At 65.7% G+C, this 14,646-nt stretch carries 26 protein-coding genes; all 26 read right to left on the reverse strand.

Going from position 1 to position 14,646, the window contains the following annotated elements:
* Nucleotides 1-26: 26 nt before the first annotated feature.
* On the reverse strand, nt 27-560 hold the full coding sequence (gene rplQ / locus ACZ5Y9_RS14215; RefSeq protein WP_247625163.1) for a 50S ribosomal protein L17: 534 nt from the start codon (nt 558-560) through the stop codon (nt 27-29).
* A 33-nt stretch (nt 561-593) separates the two neighbouring features.
* Nucleotides 594-1,583 (reverse strand): DNA-directed RNA polymerase subunit alpha, encoded by a 990-nt coding sequence (locus ACZ5Y9_RS14220; protein ID WP_247625164.1) that lies wholly within the window; start codon nt 1,581-1,583, stop codon nt 594-596.
* 149 nt (nt 1,584-1,732) lie between these two features.
* On the reverse strand, nt 1,733-2,131 hold the full coding sequence (gene rpsK, locus ACZ5Y9_RS14225) for a 30S ribosomal protein S11 (RefSeq protein ID WP_017829189.1): 399 nt from the start codon (nt 2,129-2,131) through the stop codon (nt 1,733-1,735).
* A gap of 31 nt (nt 2,132-2,162) precedes the next feature.
* On the reverse strand, nt 2,163-2,537 hold the full coding sequence (gene rpsM, locus ACZ5Y9_RS14230) for a 30S ribosomal protein S13 (protein ID WP_017201568.1): 375 nt from the start codon (nt 2,535-2,537) through the stop codon (nt 2,163-2,165).
* A 131-nt stretch (nt 2,538-2,668) separates the two neighbouring features.
* Nucleotides 2,669-2,785: a 50S ribosomal protein L36 gene (gene rpmJ / locus ACZ5Y9_RS14235; RefSeq protein ID WP_005050492.1), complete on the reverse strand. Its 117-nt coding sequence runs from the start codon at nt 2,783-2,785 to the stop codon at nt 2,669-2,671.
* A gap of 64 nt (nt 2,786-2,849) precedes the next feature.
* Nucleotides 2,850-3,071 carry a translation initiation factor IF-1 gene (infA, locus tag ACZ5Y9_RS14240; RefSeq protein ID WP_017201569.1) on the reverse strand — a complete coding sequence of 74 codons (222 nt, stop codon included), beginning with the start codon at nt 3,069-3,071 and terminating at the stop codon, nt 2,850-2,852.
* 225 nt (nt 3,072-3,296) lie between these two features.
* Complete coding sequence (locus tag ACZ5Y9_RS14245) at nt 3,297-3,956, reverse strand: DsbA family protein (protein WP_464471613.1); 660 nt, start codon at nt 3,954-3,956, stop codon at nt 3,297-3,299.
* Between the two features lie 163 nt (nt 3,957-4,119).
* Nucleotides 4,120-4,968, reverse strand: a complete 849-nt coding sequence (map, locus tag ACZ5Y9_RS14250) for a type I methionyl aminopeptidase (protein ID WP_247625166.1) — start codon at nt 4,966-4,968, stop codon at nt 4,120-4,122.
* An 11-nt stretch (nt 4,969-4,979) separates the two neighbouring features.
* Entirely contained in the window at nt 4,980-5,576 is a 597-nt protein-coding gene (locus ACZ5Y9_RS14255) for an adenylate kinase (RefSeq protein ID WP_247625167.1), read from the reverse strand.
* Nucleotides 5,573-6,895: a preprotein translocase subunit SecY gene (gene secY, locus ACZ5Y9_RS14260; RefSeq protein WP_247625168.1), complete on the reverse strand. Its 1,323-nt coding sequence runs from the start codon at nt 6,893-6,895 to the stop codon at nt 5,573-5,575. Before secY ends, ACZ5Y9_RS14255 begins: the two co-directional genes overlap by 4 nt.
* A 129-nt stretch (nt 6,896-7,024) precedes the next feature.
* Nucleotides 7,025-7,660: a 50S ribosomal protein L15 gene (gene rplO, locus ACZ5Y9_RS14265; protein ID WP_464471614.1), complete on the reverse strand. Its 636-nt coding sequence runs from the start codon at nt 7,658-7,660 to the stop codon at nt 7,025-7,027.
* On the reverse strand, nt 7,660-7,845 hold the full coding sequence (rpmD, locus tag ACZ5Y9_RS14270) for a 50S ribosomal protein L30 (protein WP_017201575.1): 186 nt from the start codon (nt 7,843-7,845) through the stop codon (nt 7,660-7,662). The genes rplO and rpmD overlap by 1 nt, the downstream gene beginning before the upstream one ends.
* Nucleotides 7,845-8,522 (reverse strand): 30S ribosomal protein S5, encoded by a 678-nt coding sequence (gene rpsE / locus ACZ5Y9_RS14275; RefSeq protein WP_282185367.1) that lies wholly within the window; start codon nt 8,520-8,522, stop codon nt 7,845-7,847. The genes rpmD and rpsE overlap by 1 nt, the downstream gene beginning before the upstream one ends.
* 20 nt (nt 8,523-8,542) lie before the next feature.
* A complete protein-coding gene (gene rplR / locus ACZ5Y9_RS14280) occupies nt 8,543-8,902 on the reverse strand; it encodes a 50S ribosomal protein L18 (RefSeq protein ID WP_247625170.1) in 360 nt (119 codons plus the stop codon).
* 2 nt (nt 8,903-8,904) lie between these two features.
* A complete protein-coding gene (rplF, locus tag ACZ5Y9_RS14285; protein WP_247634096.1) occupies nt 8,905-9,441 on the reverse strand; it encodes a 50S ribosomal protein L6 in 537 nt (178 codons plus the stop codon).
* Between the two features lie 6 nt (nt 9,442-9,447).
* The gene (gene rpsH, locus ACZ5Y9_RS14290) at nt 9,448-9,846 is read right to left on the reverse strand and encodes a 30S ribosomal protein S8 (protein ID WP_247625172.1); all 399 of its coding nucleotides are present in this window, start codon (nt 9,844-9,846) and stop codon (nt 9,448-9,450) included.
* 132 nt (nt 9,847-9,978) lie between these two features.
* A complete protein-coding gene (gene rplE, locus ACZ5Y9_RS14295; RefSeq protein ID WP_247625173.1) occupies nt 9,979-10,569 on the reverse strand; it encodes a 50S ribosomal protein L5 in 591 nt (196 codons plus the stop codon).
* Nucleotides 10,569-10,928 (reverse strand): 50S ribosomal protein L24, encoded by a 360-nt coding sequence (rplX, locus tag ACZ5Y9_RS14300; RefSeq protein ID WP_247625174.1) that lies wholly within the window; start codon nt 10,926-10,928, stop codon nt 10,569-10,571. Before rplX ends, rplE begins: the two co-directional genes overlap by 1 nt.
* Before the next feature lie 3 nt (nt 10,929-10,931).
* Nucleotides 10,932-11,300, reverse strand: coding sequence for a 50S ribosomal protein L14 (gene rplN / locus ACZ5Y9_RS14305; protein WP_045253838.1), 369 nt, complete (start codon nt 11,298-11,300; stop codon nt 10,932-10,934).
* Complete coding sequence (rpsQ, locus tag ACZ5Y9_RS14310) at nt 11,297-11,614, reverse strand: 30S ribosomal protein S17 (protein ID WP_247625175.1); 318 nt, start codon at nt 11,612-11,614, stop codon at nt 11,297-11,299. The genes rplN and rpsQ overlap by 4 nt, the downstream gene beginning before the upstream one ends.
* Nucleotides 11,614-11,931: a 50S ribosomal protein L29 gene (gene rpmC / locus ACZ5Y9_RS14315; protein WP_050722500.1), complete on the reverse strand. Its 318-nt coding sequence runs from the start codon at nt 11,929-11,931 to the stop codon at nt 11,614-11,616. Before rpmC ends, rpsQ begins: the two co-directional genes overlap by 1 nt.
* Nucleotides 11,931-12,350, reverse strand: coding sequence for a 50S ribosomal protein L16 (rplP, locus tag ACZ5Y9_RS14320; protein WP_247625176.1), 420 nt, complete (start codon nt 12,348-12,350; stop codon nt 11,931-11,933). Before rplP ends, rpmC begins: the two co-directional genes overlap by 1 nt.
* Entirely contained in the window at nt 12,350-13,105 is a 756-nt protein-coding gene (gene rpsC / locus ACZ5Y9_RS14325; RefSeq protein WP_017201587.1) for a 30S ribosomal protein S3, read from the reverse strand. Before rpsC ends, rplP begins: the two co-directional genes overlap by 1 nt.
* Complete coding sequence (gene rplV, locus ACZ5Y9_RS14330) at nt 13,105-13,503, reverse strand: 50S ribosomal protein L22 (protein WP_247625177.1); 399 nt, start codon at nt 13,501-13,503, stop codon at nt 13,105-13,107. Before rplV ends, rpsC begins: the two co-directional genes overlap by 1 nt.
* On the reverse strand, nt 13,503-13,784 hold the full coding sequence (rpsS, locus tag ACZ5Y9_RS14335) for a 30S ribosomal protein S19 (protein WP_017201589.1): 282 nt from the start codon (nt 13,782-13,784) through the stop codon (nt 13,503-13,505). The genes rplV and rpsS overlap by 1 nt, the downstream gene beginning before the upstream one ends.
* A gap of 12 nt (nt 13,785-13,796) precedes the next feature.
* Nucleotides 13,797-14,636 carry a 50S ribosomal protein L2 gene (gene rplB, locus ACZ5Y9_RS14340; protein ID WP_247625178.1) on the reverse strand — a complete coding sequence of 280 codons (840 nt, stop codon included), beginning with the start codon at nt 14,634-14,636 and terminating at the stop codon, nt 13,797-13,799.
* Nucleotides 14,637-14,646: the final 10 nt, after the last annotated feature.

Genomic DNA, 14,646 nt, shown 5'->3' on the forward strand with positions numbered 1-14,646 from the left:
TGACGGGCTTCTCTCGAGTCGAGTGATTACTCGGACTTCTCCTCGGCGGCAGGCGCCTCGGTGGTGTCTTCGGCGGCGGGAGCCTCCTCGGCGGGAGCCTCCTCGACGACCTCGGCGGTCTCCTCGGCGGGAGCCTCCTCGACCGGCTTCTCCGCCTGGGGGGCGGCAGCGGCCTTCTTGGTCGACTTCGCCTTCGGCGTGACGGGCTCGAGGACGAGCTCGATCACAGCCATGGGAGCGTTGTCGCCCTTGCGGTTGCCGACCTTGGTGATGCGCGTGTAGCCACCCTCGCGGTCAGCGACCAGCGGAGCGATCTCGGTGAAGAGCGTGTGCACGACTTCCTTGTCACCGATGACCGAGAGCACGCGACGGCGTGCGTGCAGGTCTCCGCGCTTGGCGAAGGTGATGAGACGCTCGGCGAGCGGACGCAGGCGCTTGGCCTTCGTCTCGGTCGTCTTGATCGACTTGTGGGTGTACAGCGCAGCGGCGAGGTTGGCAAGCAGCAGGCGCTCGTGGGCGGGGCCGCCTCCGAGGCGGGGACCCTTAGTGGGCTTGGGCATAATCGTCTAACTCCTGGTCAGAAAGGTCGGGTATCAGAAGGACTCGTCTTCGCTGCCGCCGTAGAAGTGGGCGCCGTCGAAACCGGGCACCGAATCCTTGAGCGACAGACCGAGCGAGATGAGCTTGTCGCGCACCTCGTCGACCGACTTCTGGCCGAAATTGCGGATGTTCATGAGCTGCGTCTCCGACAGGGCGACGAGCTCGGAAACGGTGTTGATGCCCTCACGCTTCAGGCAGTTGTACGAGCGGACCGACAGGTCGAGGTCCTCGATCGGCATCGACAGCTCGCTGGAGTTCACAGCCTCCACCGGCGCCGGGCCGATCTCGATGCCCTCGGCCTCGACGTTCAGCTCGCGAGCGAGACCGAACAGCTCGGTGAGCGTCTTGGCAGCCGAAGCGACGGCGTCGCGGGGGCTGATCGAGTTCTTCGTCTCGACGTCCAGGACGAGCTTGTCGAAGTCGGTGCGCTCCCCGGCACGGGTCGCGTCGACGCGGTAGCTCACCTTGAGGACCGGCGAGTAGATCGAGTCGATCGGGATCTGACCGGCCTCGGCGTACTCGTTGCGGTTCTGCGTCGCCGAGACGTAGCCACGGCCACGCTCGATCGTGAGCTCGAGCTCGAACTTCGCGGTGTCGTTGAGCGTCGCGATGACGAGCTCGGGGTTGTGCACCTCGACACCGGCCGGAGCCGAGATGTCAGCGGCGGTCACTTCGCCCGCACCGGTCTTGCGCAGGTACGCGGTGATGGGCTCGTCGCGCTCCGAGGAGACGACCAGCTGCTTGATGTTGAGGATGATCTCGGTGACATCCTCCTTCACACCGGGGATCGTGCTGAACTCGTGCAGCACGCCGTCGAGACGGACGCTGGTGACAGCGGCACCGGGGATCGACGACAGCAGGCTGCGACGCAGCGCGTTGCCGATCGTGTATCCGAAGCCGGGCTCCAGAGGCTCGATGATGAACCGGCTCCGGTTCTCGACGATCTTTTCCTCGGTGAGTGTGGGACGCTGTGCAATGAGCACTCTGTGTTCCTTTCGATCACATGACCGCTATATGACATGTGGTGGGTGAGGTCTTGAGTTGTGGAAGTCGATGCCCGCGAACGGGCGGGCGAGCCGCTCGGCCCCGACCGCTCAGAGAACGGAACGGAGCGAGCGGCTCGCGAGCCGGATCAGACGCGGCGACGCTTCGGCGGGCGGCATCCGTTGTGCGCCTGCGGGGTGACGTCCTGGATCGAGCCCACCTCGAGGCCGGCGGCCTGGAGCGAGCGGATCGCGGTCTCGCGGCCGGAGCCCGGACCCTTCACGAGGACGTCGACCTTCTTGACGCCGTGCTCGGCGGCCTGGCGGGCAGCCGACTCGGCTGCCATGCCGGCGGCGTACGGGGTCGACTTGCGCGAGCCCTTGAAGCCCACGCCACCCGACGATGCCCACGCGATGACGGCGCCGGACGGGTCGGTGATCGAGACGATCGTGTTGTTGAACGTCGACTTGATGTGGGCCTGGCCCAGCGCGATGTTCTTCTTTTCCTTGCGGCGCGGCTTGCGCGCGGCGGCCTTGGGTGCAGCCATGAAAGTGTTCTCCTAGTCCCTGGGGCCGCGCTTAGCGGGCCTTCTTCTTGCCGGCGACGGTGCGCTTCGGGCCCTTGCGGGTACGGGCGTTGGTCTTGGTGCGCTGACCGCGGACCGGGAGACCACGACGGTGGCGGATGCCCTCGTAGGAGCCGATCTCGACCTTGCGGCGGATATCTGCGGCGACCTCGCGGCGGAGGTCACCCTCCACCTTGTAGTTGCCTTCGATGTGGTCGCGGAGGGCGATCAGCTGGTCGTCGCTGAGGTCCTTCACGCGGATGCTCTCATCGATGTCGGTCGCCTTGAGGATCTCGACCGAGCGGGTACGGCCGACGCCGTAGATGTAGGTAAGGGCGATCACCACGCGCTTGTCGCGCGGGATGTCAACGCCGGCAAGACGTGCCATGCGGTTCTCCTGGGTGTTGTGGAGGTGTGGAACAGGATCGGTGCCCGGGCCTCCGCCCCGAGGTGTCCCCCACTCGCGTGGGATCTGATCCTGCCGTTCGTGTATTCAGTTGTGTCAGATCAGAAGAGTGATCAGCCCTGGCGCTGCTTGTGGCGCGGGTTGCTCTTGCAGATCACCATGACGCGGCCGTGGCGGCGGATCACCTTGCAGTGATCGCAGATGGGCTTGACGCTGGGGTTGACCTTCATGATGTTTCCTGTTCGCTGTCTTCGTACCGCCCCGCTGCGGGGCAGGCCGTTACTTCTCGACCGATCAGCGGTAGCGGTAGACGATACGGCCGCGGGTGAGGTCGTAGGGGCTGAGCTCCACGACCACGCGGTCCTCGGGGATGATACGGATGTAGTTCTGCCGCATCTTGCCGGAGATCGTTGCCAGGACCTTGTGTCCGTTGCTGAGCTCAACGCGGAACATCGCGTTGGGAAGAGCCTCGGAGATCACGCCCTCGATCTCGATGACACCGTCTTTCTTAGCCATAGCCTCGCTGACGCTTCTGCAGACCGGTCGATCTGCGGTGGGTGATTGGTTTGTTGGTGCTGCGCCGACGGACACGCCGAATCAGTGCGCAAGGCACCAAAGATCTATGTTAGACGACGCCGGGGCATCCGGCAACCTGAGCCGGAAGCATCCGCGCGTCGCCCGCCGTGCACGCCACGAGGGCGGCCCCGCGACAGGACCGCCCTCGTCGTGATGCGGATCCGCTCAGGGCAGGATCTGCGCGAAGCGCGACTGGATGTCGGCGTTCTCGATGCGCTCACCGTTGATCTCGACGGTGGGCGTGCCCTGGATCTCGTGCTGGTTGGTCTGGTCGCGAACGAAGTTCATGTAGGTGCCGTCCGCGATGCAGTCGGCTGCCGCACCCGCCCCGACCTGCTCGGCGTAGGACGCGAGCTCTTCGTCGGTGTAGCCGGCGGTGTTCTCCTGCGGCTGGTTGGTGAACATGAAGTTGAAGAAGTCGAGGAACAAGTCCGGCGCGTTCTCGGCGACGCAGTACGCGGCGCCCGCGGCACGAGTCGAGTACTTCGTGTTCTGCGAGTACCGGTCGAGGATCGAGATCGGGTGGATGTTCAGCGTGATGTCATCGCTCGCGGCGGCGGACTGGAGCTGCTCGCCGTACGCGTCTTCGAAGTCGCCGCAGATGGGGCACATGAAGTCGACGAAGACGTCGACCTCGTCATCGCCGCCACCGAAGCTGATCGCGCCGGTCTCCTGGTTGACGTTGCCACCCTCGGGGGCGACGCCGGGGGCCGTGGCCTGGTTGTTCAGGAACACCACGAGCCCGCCGAGGACGACCAGCACGACGACGACTGCTGCGGACACCCCGATCGCGAACCAGTTGGTGTTGCTCTTCGCCGCTGCCATTGTCTTCCGTTTCTCTCGGTCTCGCCGCAGTTATTGCGGACGCAAGTACCCTGTGATCTTCCTGCATCAGCCTATGGGGTTCGTGTGAGGCGAACCTTGCCTGCAGTTCACGCTTGCGTAACGGATGCCGGGGGCAGCCGATGAGACGAGATGCTCCGGAGCGTCAGGCGACGGGAACCGGCGTCACGCCGAAGGGCGCGAGGCCCGCTGCGCCGCCGTCGGGGGCGGTGAGCACCCAGAGCCCGTTCTCATGCACGGCGACGCTGTGCTCCCAGTGCGAGCCGTCCGAGCCGTCGACGGTCGAGACGGTCCAGTCGTCGTCCTCGATGAACGTCTCCTCGCCGCCCGCGGTCACCATCGGCTCGATCGCGAGCACGAGGCCCGGCTTCACCTCGGCTCCGGGGTCGGGCGTGCGGTAGTTGAAGACGCTCGGCGCCTCGTGCATCTTGCGGCCGATGCCATGGCCGACGTACTCGCGCAGGATGCCGTAGGTCTCCCCCGACACGGCGGAGGGGCCCTGGGCCTCGATGTACCCCTGGATCGCGGCGCCCAGGTCACCGAGATGCGAGGCGGTCGCCATCGCGGCGATGCCGGCCCACATGGACCCTTCCGTCACGCGCGAGAGCTCCTCGCGATTCGCGACGACGTCCGGTCGCGTCTCATCGGGGACGACGACGGTGATCGCACTGTCGCCGTTCCACCCCTGGTACTGCGCACCGCAGTCGACCGAGACGATGTCGCCGGGCTGCAGCACCAGATCGCCGGGGATGCCGTGCACGACCTGCTCGTTGACCGAGACGCAGATCGTGTGGTGGTAACCGCGCACGAGCTGGAAGTTCGATTCCGCGCCGCGAGCGAGGATCACGCGATTCGCCTCGGCGTCGAGCTCGAGCGTCGTCACCCCGGGGCGGATCAGCGGACGGACGGCGTCGAGCGCCGCCGCCGTGATCAGCCCGGGCTCGACCATCGATCGGAGCTGGGCCGGGGTCTTGTAGATCGACCGGCGGAACATCTCGGAGCCGCTCAGACGGCGACGCGCAGACCGCGTGCGTCGAGCGCGGCGACGATGCGCTCCGTGATCTCGTCGAGCGAGCCGACGCCGTCGATACGGTCGACGATGCCCTTCTCGCTGTAGACGTCGATGATCGGGGCGGTCTCTCGCTCGTAGATGTCGAGCCGGTGGGCGATCGCCTCTTCGGTGTCGTCGGAGCGCCCCTGCTCGATCGCACGGAGACTCAGACGCGAGATGCTCTCGTCGCGCGGCACGTCGAGGAGGATCACGGCGTCGAGAGACTCGCCACGTCCCGCGAGGAACTCCTCGAGGTGGCCGACCTGAGCCGTGTTGCGGGGATACCCGTCGAGGAGGAAGCCGTTCGCGGCGTCGTCCTGCGCCAGACGATCGCGCACGATCTCGCCCGTCAGCTCGTCGGGGACCAGGTCGCCGCGGTCGAGGATCGCGGTCACCTTCTGTCCGAGTTCCGTGCCGCCCTTGATGTTGGCGCGGAAGATGTCGCCCGTCGAGACGACGGGGATGCCGAAGGTCTCGGCGATGCGCACACCCTGCGTGCCCTTGCCGGAGCCCTGCGGGCCGACGATCAGGAGACGTGCGGATGCCGTCATCGGAGGAGCCCTTCGTAGTGACGCTGCTGCAGCTGGGCGTCGATCTGCTTGACCGTCTCGAGACCCACACCGACGATGATGAGGATCGACGCGCCACCGAACGGGAAGTTCTGGTTGGCACCGACCGTCGCCAGGGCGATCAGCGGGATGAGGGCGATCAGACCCAGGTAGATCGAGCCCGGCAGCGTGATGCGCGTCAGGACGTAGTCGAGGTACTCGGCGGTCGGACGACCCGCGCGGATGCCGGGGATGAAACCGCCGTACTTCTTCATGTTGTCGGCGACCTCGACCGGGTTGAACGTGATCGCGACGTAGAAGTAGGTGAAGCCGATGATGAGCAGGAAGTACGCCGCCATGTAGATCGGGTGGTTGCCCGTGGTGAAGTACGTGCTGATCCAGGTGACCCACGCGGCGGGCGTCGAGCCGTCCTGCGGGGTGTTGAACTGCGCGATGAGCGCGGGGATGTACAGCAGCGACGAGGCGAAGATGACCGGGATCACACCCGCCATGTTGACCTTGATCGGGATGTAGGTGTTCGTGCCGCCGTAGGTACGGCGTCCGACCATCCGCTTGGCGTACTGCACCGGGATGCGCCGCTGCGACTGCTCGACGAACACGACGAGACCCATGACGATGATTCCGACGAGCAGCACGAGCAGGAAGACCTCGAAGCCCTTCGTCTGCCAGATGAGGCTCATCGCGCCGGGGAAGGTCGCGGCGATCGAGGTGAAGATGAGGAGCGACATGCCGTTGCCGACGCCGCGCTCCGTGACCAGCTCGGCGAACCACATGATGAGGCCGGTACCGGCGGTCATCGCCATGATGATGAGCAGCTGTGCCCACCAGACGTCGTTCGTGAGCAGGTTCTGGCAGGCCGCGAGATCGGTCGTGCCGAACAGCTGGCCGCTGCGCGCGACGGTGACGAGAGTCGTCGACTGCAGCAGCGCGAGGGCGATGGTGAGGTAACGCGTGTACTGGGTGAGGCGGGCCTGGCCGGCCTGGCCTTCCTTGTGCAGCGCCTCGAAGTGCGGGATGACCACGCGCAGGAGCTGCGTGATGATCGTCGCGGTGATGTAGGGCATGACACCCAGCGCGAAGATCGACAGCTGCAGGAGTGCGCCACCCGAGAAGAGGTTGACCAGACCGAGAAGACCCTCGGTCCCGTTGTTGGCTGCGAGGCACTCCTCGACGTTCGGGAAGTTCACGAACGGAGCGGGAACGTTGGAGCCGAGTCGGTAGATGGCGATGATGGCCAGGGTGAAACCGATCTTCCGACGCAGGTCGGGAGTGCGGAAGATCCGCGCGATGGCGCTAAACAAGAACGTGCCTCCTGAAAGGGGTTGCCGCGACCGATGGGCGGCTGAAAGACCAGAGTAACCTAAACGCGGTTCTCGGCATCCATGTGCACAGAAGGGGCCGGAGAATCTCCGACCCCTTCCCTGCTGTGGTTACTTGACGGAACCGCCCGCAGCCACGATCTTCTGCTCGGCAGAACCCGAGACCTTGTCGACCGCGACGGTGAGCTTCACGGCGATGTCGCCGTTGCCCAGAACCTTGACCTTCTCGTTCTTCCGAACCGCACCCTTGGCGACCAGGTCGCTGATGGTGACGTCTCCACCCTGGGGGTAGAGCTCCGCGAGCTTCTCCAGGTTCACGACCTGGTACTCGACGCGGAACGGGTTCTTGAACCCGCGCAGCTTCGGGGTGCGCATGTGCAGCGGCATCTGCCCACCCTCGAAACCGACGCGAACGGTGTTGCGAGCCTTGGTGCCCTTGGTTCCACGACCGGCGGTCTTACCCTTCGAGCCCTCACCACGGCCGACGCGAGTCTTGGCGGTGTTGGATCCGGGGACGGGACGCAGGTGGTGCACCTTCAGCACGCCGGGACGCGATGCCGGAGCATCCGCCTTCGGCGCAGCCTTCTTGGCAGCCGGCTTCTTGGCGGTAGCCTCCACCTTGGCGTCGGCCGCAGCGGTCTTGGCCGGAGCCTTCTTCGCGGCGGGCTTCTTCTCGGCGGCGGCCTTGGGGGCAGCAGCCTTCTTCGTGGCCTTCTCGGCCTCGACGGCCTCGTTCTTCTCAGCCATTAGTCGATCTCCTCAACCTTGACGAGGTGTGCGACGGTCTTGACGTAACCGCGCGTCTGCGCGTCGTCGGGGCGGACGGTGGTGTCACCGATCCGCTTGAGACCGAGGCTGCGCAGCGTGTCGCGCTGGTTCTGCTTCTCGCTCACCTTGGACTTGATCTGCGTGACCTTGAGCCGGGCGGCCATCAGGCACCTACCTTCTGTGCGGCGATGGCCTCGGCCTCGGCGCGGACAAGACGCGCCGGTGCCACCTGGTCGAACTCGAGGCCACGACGCGCGGCGACCGCACGGGGCTCCTCGAGCTGCTTCAGGGCGGCGACGGTCGCGTGCACGATGTTGATCGTGTTCGACGAACCGAGCGACTTCGACAGGACGTCGTGGATGCCGGCGCACTCGAGCACGGCGCGGACGGGACCACCGGCGATAACTCCGGTACCGGCGGCAGCCGGACGCAGCAGCACGACACCGGCCGCAGCCTCACCCTGCACGGGGTGCGGGATGGTGCTGCCGACGCGCGGAACGCGGAAGAAGTTGCGCTTGGCCTCTTCGACACCCTTCGAGATCGCCAGAGGGACCTCACGGGCCTTGCCGTAGCCGACGCCCACCAGACCGTTGCCGTCACCGACGACCACGAGAGCGGTGAAGCTGAAGCGACGACCACCCTTCACGACCTTCGAGACGCGGTTGATGGTGACGACGCGCTCCAGGAACTGGTTGTCACCACGGTCGCGCGAGTTGCGGTCGCGGCCACCCTGGTTGCGGTCACCGCGGCCACCGCGACGACCGTCGCGCTGGTCGCGAGTCGGCTCTGCCTGCGTGGTGCCGGCGGCCGTCTCGGAAGTGGCAGCAGCCGCTTCGGTCACTTCGTTCTCCTTGTTGTCACTCACAGTGCCAGACCCCCTTCGCGGGCGCCATCGGCGATGGCGGCGACACGACCGGCGTAGCGGTTACCGCCACGGTCGAACACTGCCTCGGAAACGCCGGCGGCCTTCGCGCGCTCGGCGACGAGCTCGCCGACCTTGCGGGCCTTGGCGGTCTTGTCACCCTCGAAGCCGCGCAGGTCGGTCTCGAGCGTCGATGCCGACGCGACGGTGTGACCCTTGCTGTCGTCGACCAGCTGCACGAAGACGTGGCGGGCCGAACGGTTGACGACGAGGCGCGGACGCACCTCGGTGCCGACGACCTTCTTGCGAAGGCGGGCGTGACGACGCGCGCGGGCGTCGGACTTTGACTTGAGAGCCATGGTTACTTACCACTCTTTCCGGCCTTGCGACGCACGTTCTCGCCGGCGTAGCGGACGCCCTTGCCCTTGTAGGGCTCCGGCTTACGGATCTTGCGGATGTTGGCAGCTGCCTCGCCGACAGCCTGCTTGTCGATACCGCTGACGGTGAGCTTGTTCGTGCCCTCGACCGTGAGCGTGATCCCCGCCGGCGGGTCGATCAGGACCGGGTGCGAGAAGCCGAGAGCGAACTCGACCGAGCCGCCCTTCTGCTGGACGCGGTAACCGGTGCCGACGACCTCGAGACCCTTGGTGTAGCCCTGGGTCACGCCGATGATGTTGTTGTTGATGAGCGTGCGGGTCAGGCCGTGAAGCGACCGGGACTCGCGCTCGTCGTCGGGACGAGTGACCAGAACCTGGTTCTCCTCGACCGCGACCTCGATGGGGCTGGCCACCGTGAGGGTGAGTTCACCCTTGGGGCCCTTCACCGCGACCTCGCGGCCGGTGACCGAAACGGTCACGCCCGCGGGAACGTCGATGGGAAGTCGTCCAATACGCGACATTTCGAATTACCACACGTAGGCGAGAACTTCTCCGCCCACGCCCTTCTGCTCTGCCTGACGGTCGGTGAGGAGACCGGAGGAGGTGGACAGGATGGCCACGCCGAGGCCGCCGAGGACGCGCGGGAGCTCGGTGGACTTCGCGTAGACGCGGAGGCCGGGCTTCGACACGCGCTTGATGCCGGCGATCGACCGCTCGCGGTTCGGGCCGTACTTCAGCGTCAGCGTGAGGTTCTGACCCACGCGGGCGTCCGAGGTCTCCCAAGCGGAGATGTAACCCTCCTGCTGGAGGATCTCGGCGATGTGCGTCTTGAGCTTGCTCGACGGCAGGGTCACGGAATCGTGGTGCGCCGAGTTCGCGTTACGCAGACGGGTCAGCAGATCTGCGACCGGGTCTGTCATTGTCATTGTTGTTTTCCTTTGTTCATGAGGTTCCGGCTGCCGTTACACGACAGACGGCCTGCGATGACACGCAATCTTCAATTGTACGCACACATCGACGGGCTCAGTGACACATGACCACTGAGCCCGTCGAGGGTGTTACGCCTGTGCGTCTTCCGAGCGGAACGGGAAGCCGAGGTGGCGGAGCAGTGCCCGACCCTCGTCATCCGTCTTCGCGGTGGTGACGACGGTGATGTCGAAACCGCGAACCCGGTCGATCTTGTCCTGATCGATCTCGTGGAACACGCTCTGCTCCTGGAGACCGAAGGTGTAGTTGCCGTTGCCGTCGAACTGCTTGGCCGAGAGACCGCGGAAGTCGCGGATACGGGGCAGTGCGAGCGAGACGAGGCGGTCCACGAACTCCCACGCGCGGTCACCGCGGAGGGTGACGTGCGCGCCGATGGCCTGGCCCTCGCGCAGCTTGAACTGCGCGATGGACTTGCGGGCCTTCGTGACGATCGGCTTCTGGCCGGTGATCTTGGTGAGATCGTCGACCGCGCCGTCGATCACCTTGCTGTCGCGAGCTGCCTCGCCGACACCGGTGTTCACGACGACCTTGACCAGTCCGGGGATCTGCATGACGTTGGCGTAGCCGAACTCGTCCTGCAGAGCCTTCTTGATCTCGGCGTTGTACTTCGCCTTCAGGCGGGGCTGGATCTTGCCAGCCACCGCGGCGTCGGTGGTTGCCATCAGAGGTCCTTACCTGACTTCTTCGCGAACCGCACGCGGACGGTGCGCTTCACGCCGTCCTTCGTCTGCTCCTCGACCCGGTGGCCGACCTTGGTCGGCTTCTTGGTCGAAGGGTCGACGAGTGCGACGTTCGAGATGTGGATGGGAGCCTCGACGGTCTCGAGGCCACCGGTCTTGGTGCCACGCTGCGTCTGGCCGACGCGGGTGTGCTTGGTGACGTAGTTCACGCCCTCGACGATGATGCGGTTGCGCTCGGCAAGGATCTCGAGGACCTTGCCCTGCTTGCCGCGGTCTCCGCCGCGCTCGGGCTTGGCGCCCGTGATGACCTGAACGAGGTCACCCTTCTTGATCTTCGCCATGACTTAGATAACCTCCGGCGCCAGCGAGACGATCTTCATGAACTTCTTGTCACGAAGCTCACGGCCGACCGGTCCGAAGATACGGGTGCCGCGGGGCTCCCCGTCGTTCTTCAGGATGACGGCGGCGTTCTCGTCGAACTTGATGTACGAGCCGTCGGGACGGCGCGTGGACTTGACGGTGCGGACGATGACCGCCTTGACGACGTCGCCCTTCTTGACGTTGCCGCCCGGGATCGCGTCCTTGACCGTCGCGACGATGGTGTCGCCCACGCCGGCGTAGCGGCGCTTCGAGCCACCGAGCACGCGGATCGTGAGCAGCTCCTTGGCGCCGGTGTTGTCGGCGACCTTGAGGCGGGACTCCTGCTGAATCACTTGGCCTTCTCCAGAATCTCCACCAGACGCCAGCGCTTCGTGGCGCTGAGCGGGCGGGTCTCGTTGATCAGGACCAGGTCGCCGATGCCGGCGGTGTTCGCCTCATCGTGCGCCTTGACCTTCGAGGTGCGGCGGATGACCTTGCCGTAAAGCGGGTGCTTCACGCGGTCCTCGACCTCGACCACGATGGTCTTGTCCATCTTGTCGCTGACGACGTAGCCACGACGCGACTTGCGGTACCCACGGGCATCCGCATCGCGCACATCGTGAGCAGCGTGCTCAGCCTCGACGGCGGCTTCCTTCTTGGTGGCCATCACTCAGCCTCTTCCTTCACGGCGTCGTCGGCGGCATCCGCCTTCTTCGCCTTCGACTTGGACGCCTTCTTGGCCGGAGCCTCGACCGGAGCGGGCGTCGCACGGATGCCCAGCTCGCGCTCGCGGATCACGGTGTAGAGACGCGCGATGTCGCGCTTGACGGCGCGGATGCGGCCGTGGCTCTCCAGCTGGCCGGTGGCCGACTGGAAACGGAGGTTGAACAGCTCCTCCTTGGCCTTGCGCAGCTCCTCAACGAGGCGCTGGTCTTCGAACGTGTCGAGCTCTGCCGGAGCGAGCTCCTTGGTGCCGATCGCCATTACGCGTCGCCCTCCTCGCGCTTGATGATGCGTGCCTTCAGCGGCAGCTTGTGAATGGCTCGCGTGAGTGCCTCACGGGCGAGCTGCTCGTCGACACCGGCGACCTCGAAGAGGACGCGACCCGGCTTGACGTTGGCGACCCACCACTCGGGGGAACCCTTACCGGAACCCATGCGGGTCTCGGCAGGCTTCTTCGTGAGCGGACGGTCGGGGTAGATGTTGATCCACACCTTTCCACCACGCTTGATGTGACGGGTCATCGCGATACGAGCGGACTCGATCTGACGGTTCGTCACGTAAGCGGGCGTGAGGGCCTGGATGCCGAAGTCACCGAAGGAGACCTTCGTGCCACCGGTGGCCTGACCCGAGCGACCCGGGTGGTGCTGCTTGCGGAACTTGACCTTACGGGGAATAAGCATCAGGCAGACGCTCCTTCTGCAACAGGTGCCTCGTTGCGCGGGGCACGGCGGCGGTCGCCACCACGGTCGTCACGACGAGCCTTGGGTGCGTTGGCCTGCTCGCGAGCGAGCTCCTTCGCGGTCAGGTCGCCCTTGTAGATCCAGACCTTGACGCCGATGCGGCCGAAGGTGGTCTTGGCCTCGTAGAAGCCGTAGTCGATGTTCGCACGGAGCGTGTGCAGCGGCACACGACCCTCGCGGTAGAACTCCGACCGGCTCATCTCCGCGCCGCCGAGGCGGCCGGAGACCTGGATGCGGATGCCCTTGGCACCGGCGCGCTGGGCGCCCTGCAGGCCCTTGCGCATCGCGCGGCGGAAGGCCACACGTGCGGAGAGCTGCTCGGCGATTCCCTGTGCGACCAGCTGAGCGTCGGCCTCGGGGTTCTTGACCTCGAGGATGTTCAGCTGGATCTGCTTGCCGCTGAGCTTCTCGAGGTCGCCGCGGATGCGCTCGGCCTCGGCGCCACGACGACCGATCACGATGCCCGGACGGGCGGTGTGGATGTCGACGCGGACGCGGTCACGGGTGCGCTCGATCTCGATGTTCGAGACACCGGCGCGGTCGAGCTGCGTCTTCAGCAGGTTGCGGATCTTGATGTCCTCGGCGACGTAGTCGGCGTAACGCTGACCCGGCTTCGTCGAGTCCGAGAACCAGCGCGACACGTGGTCCGTGGTGATGCCGAGACGGAAGCCGTACGGGTTTACCTTCTGTCCCATTACTTGCTCGCCTTCTTGTTGCTGTCACCGGCAGCGGGCGCAGCCGCCTCCGGCGTCGAGAGCACGACCGTGATGTGGCTCGTGCGCTTCTTGATCTGGAAAGCGCGACCCTGTGCACGGGGCTGGAAACGCTTGAGCGTCGTGCCCTCGTCGACGTACGCGTTGGCCACGTACAGGTCCTGCTCGTCGAGGTACTCGCCGTCGCGATCCGCCTTCACCTGTGCGTTGGCCATGGCCGACGCGACAAGCTTGTAGATCGGCTCACTGGCGCTCTGCTGTGCGAACTTGAGGATCGCGAGAGCTTCCTGGGCCTGCTTGCCCTTGATGAGCGCGACGACACGACGAGCCTTCTGCGGGGTCACGCGGATGTGCTTCACGCGTGCGATCGATTCGACCATTAGCGGCGCCGCCCCTTCTTGTCGTCCTTCTCGTGGCCGCGGAAGGTGCGGGTGGGCGCGAACTCGCCCAGCTTGTGACCGACCATGGTCTCGGAGACGAACACAGGAATGTGCTTGCGTCCGTCGTGGACCGCGATCGTGTGACCCAGCATGGCCGGGATGATCATGGACCGGCGGGACCAGGTCTTGATGACGTTCTTGGTGCCGGCTTCGTTCTGCACGACCACCTTGCGAAGCAGGTGCTCGTCGACGAAGGGGCCCTTCTTAAGACTGCGAGGCATCTTCTCTTACTCCTACTTGCGCTTCTTGCCGGCGTTACGACGACGCACGATGTACTTGTCGCTTTCCTTGTTGGCGTGACGGGTGCGACCCTCAGCCTGACCCCACGGGGAGACCGGGTGACGACCACCGGAGGTCTTACCCTCACCACCACCGTGCGGGTGGTCGACCGGGTTCATGGCGACACCACGCACGGTCGGGCGAACACCCTTCCAGCGCATACGGCCGGCCTTACCCCAGTTGATGTTCGACTGCTCGGCGTTGCCGACCTCGCCGATGGTCGCGCGGCAGCGCGCATCGACGTTGCGGATCTCGCCCGAGGGCAGACGCAGCTGGGCGTAGGGGCCGTCCTTGGCGACGAGACGGACGGATGCTCCGGCCGAACGCGCCATCTTCGCGCCGCCGCCGGGGCGGAGCTCGATCGCGTGGATGACGGTACCCGTCGGGATGTTCTTCAGCGGGAGGTTGTTTCCCGGCTTGATGTCGGCACCCGCGCCGGACTCGATGATGTCGCCCTGCTTCAGCTTCGCCGGAGCGAGGATGTAGCGCTTCTCACCGTCGAAGTAGTGCAGCAGCGCGATGCGAGCCGTGCGGTTGGGGTCGTACTCGATGTGAGCGACCTTGGCGTTCACGCCGTCCTTGTCATTGCGACGGAAGTCGATGACGCGGTACTGGCGCTTGTGGCCACCACCGATGTGACGGGTCGTGATGCGCCCCTGGTTGTTACGACCACCGGTCTTCGAGAGCGGGCGCAGCAGCGACTTCTCCGGCGTCGATCGGGTGATCTCGGCGAAGTCAGCCACCGACGAGCCGCGACGGCCCGGGGTCGTGGGCTTGTACTTGCGAATTGCCATGATTGTCCTT

It is taken from the genome of Microbacterium sp. T3-8, assembly GCF_055398145.1.

Bases quoted from the DNA above. Each gene is read 5' to 3' on its own strand.
- rplX (WP_247625174.1), bottom strand. From the start codon at position 10,928: ATGGCGAAGATCAAGAAGGGTGACCTCGTTCAGGTCATCACGGGCGCC.
- rplF (WP_247634096.1), bottom strand. From the start codon at position 9,441: ATGTCGCGTATTGGACGACTTCCCATCGACGTTCCCGCGGGCGTGACC.
- rpsQ (WP_247625175.1), bottom strand. From the start codon at position 11,614: ATGGCCACCAAGAAGGAAGCCGCCGTCGAGGCTGAGCACGCTGCTCAC.
- rpmC (WP_050722500.1), bottom strand. From the start codon at position 11,931: ATGGCGATCGGCACCAAGGAGCTCGCTCCGGCAGAGCTCGACACGTTC.
- rplO (WP_464471614.1), bottom strand. From the start codon at position 7,660: ATGGCTGAGAAGAACGAGGCCGTCGAGGCCGAGAAGGCCACGAAGAAG.
- rpsM (WP_017201568.1), bottom strand. From the start codon at position 2,537: ATGGCACGTCTTGCCGGCGTTGACATCCCGCGCGACAAGCGCGTGGTG.
- rpmD (WP_017201575.1), bottom strand. From the start codon at position 7,845: ATGGCCGCCCGGCTCAAGGTCACGCAGATCAAGTCCAAGGTGAGCGAG.
- rpsH (WP_247625172.1), bottom strand. From the start codon at position 9,846: ATGACAATGACAGACCCGGTCGCAGATCTGCTGACCCGTCTGCGTAAC.
- rpmJ (WP_005050492.1), bottom strand. From the start codon at position 2,785: ATGAAGGTCAACCCCAGCGTCAAGCCCATCTGCGATCACTGCAAGGTG.
- rpsC (WP_017201587.1), bottom strand. From the start codon at position 13,105: ATGGGACAGAAGGTAAACCCGTACGGCTTCCGTCTCGGCATCACCACG.
- rpsS (WP_017201589.1), bottom strand. From the start codon at position 13,784: ATGCCTCGCAGTCTTAAGAAGGGCCCCTTCGTCGACGAGCACCTGCTT.
- rplP (WP_247625176.1), bottom strand. From the start codon at position 12,350: ATGCTTATTCCCCGTAAGGTCAAGTTCCGCAAGCAGCACCACCCGGGT.
- rplQ (WP_247625163.1), bottom strand. From the start codon at position 560: ATGCCCAAGCCCACTAAGGGTCCCCGCCTCGGAGGCGGCCCCGCCCAC.
- infA (WP_017201569.1), bottom strand. From the start codon at position 3,071: ATGGCTAAGAAAGACGGTGTCATCGAGATCGAGGGCGTGATCTCCGAG.
- map (WP_247625166.1), bottom strand. From the start codon at position 4,968: ATGTTCCGCCGGTCGATCTACAAGACCCCGGCCCAGCTCCGATCGATG.
- ACZ5Y9_RS14255 (WP_247625167.1), bottom strand. From the start codon at position 5,576: ATGACGGCATCCGCACGTCTCCTGATCGTCGGCCCGCAGGGCTCCGGC.
- rplV (WP_247625177.1), bottom strand. From the start codon at position 13,503: ATGGTCGAATCGATCGCACGCGTGAAGCACATCCGCGTGACCCCGCAG.
- rplR (WP_247625170.1), bottom strand. From the start codon at position 8,902: ATGGCTCTCAAGTCAAAGTCCGACGCCCGCGCGCGTCGTCACGCCCGC.
- rplE (WP_247625173.1), bottom strand. From the start codon at position 10,569: ATGGCAACCACCGACGCCGCGGTGGCTGGCAAGATCCAGCCCCGCCTG.
- rplB (WP_247625178.1), bottom strand. From the start codon at position 14,636: ATGGCAATTCGCAAGTACAAGCCCACGACCCCGGGCCGTCGCGGCTCG.
- rpsK (WP_017829189.1), bottom strand. From the start codon at position 2,131: ATGGCTGCACCCAAGGCCGCCGCGCGCAAGCCGCGCCGCAAGGAAAAG.
- ACZ5Y9_RS14245 (WP_464471613.1), bottom strand. From the start codon at position 3,956: ATGGCAGCGGCGAAGAGCAACACCAACTGGTTCGCGATCGGGGTGTCC.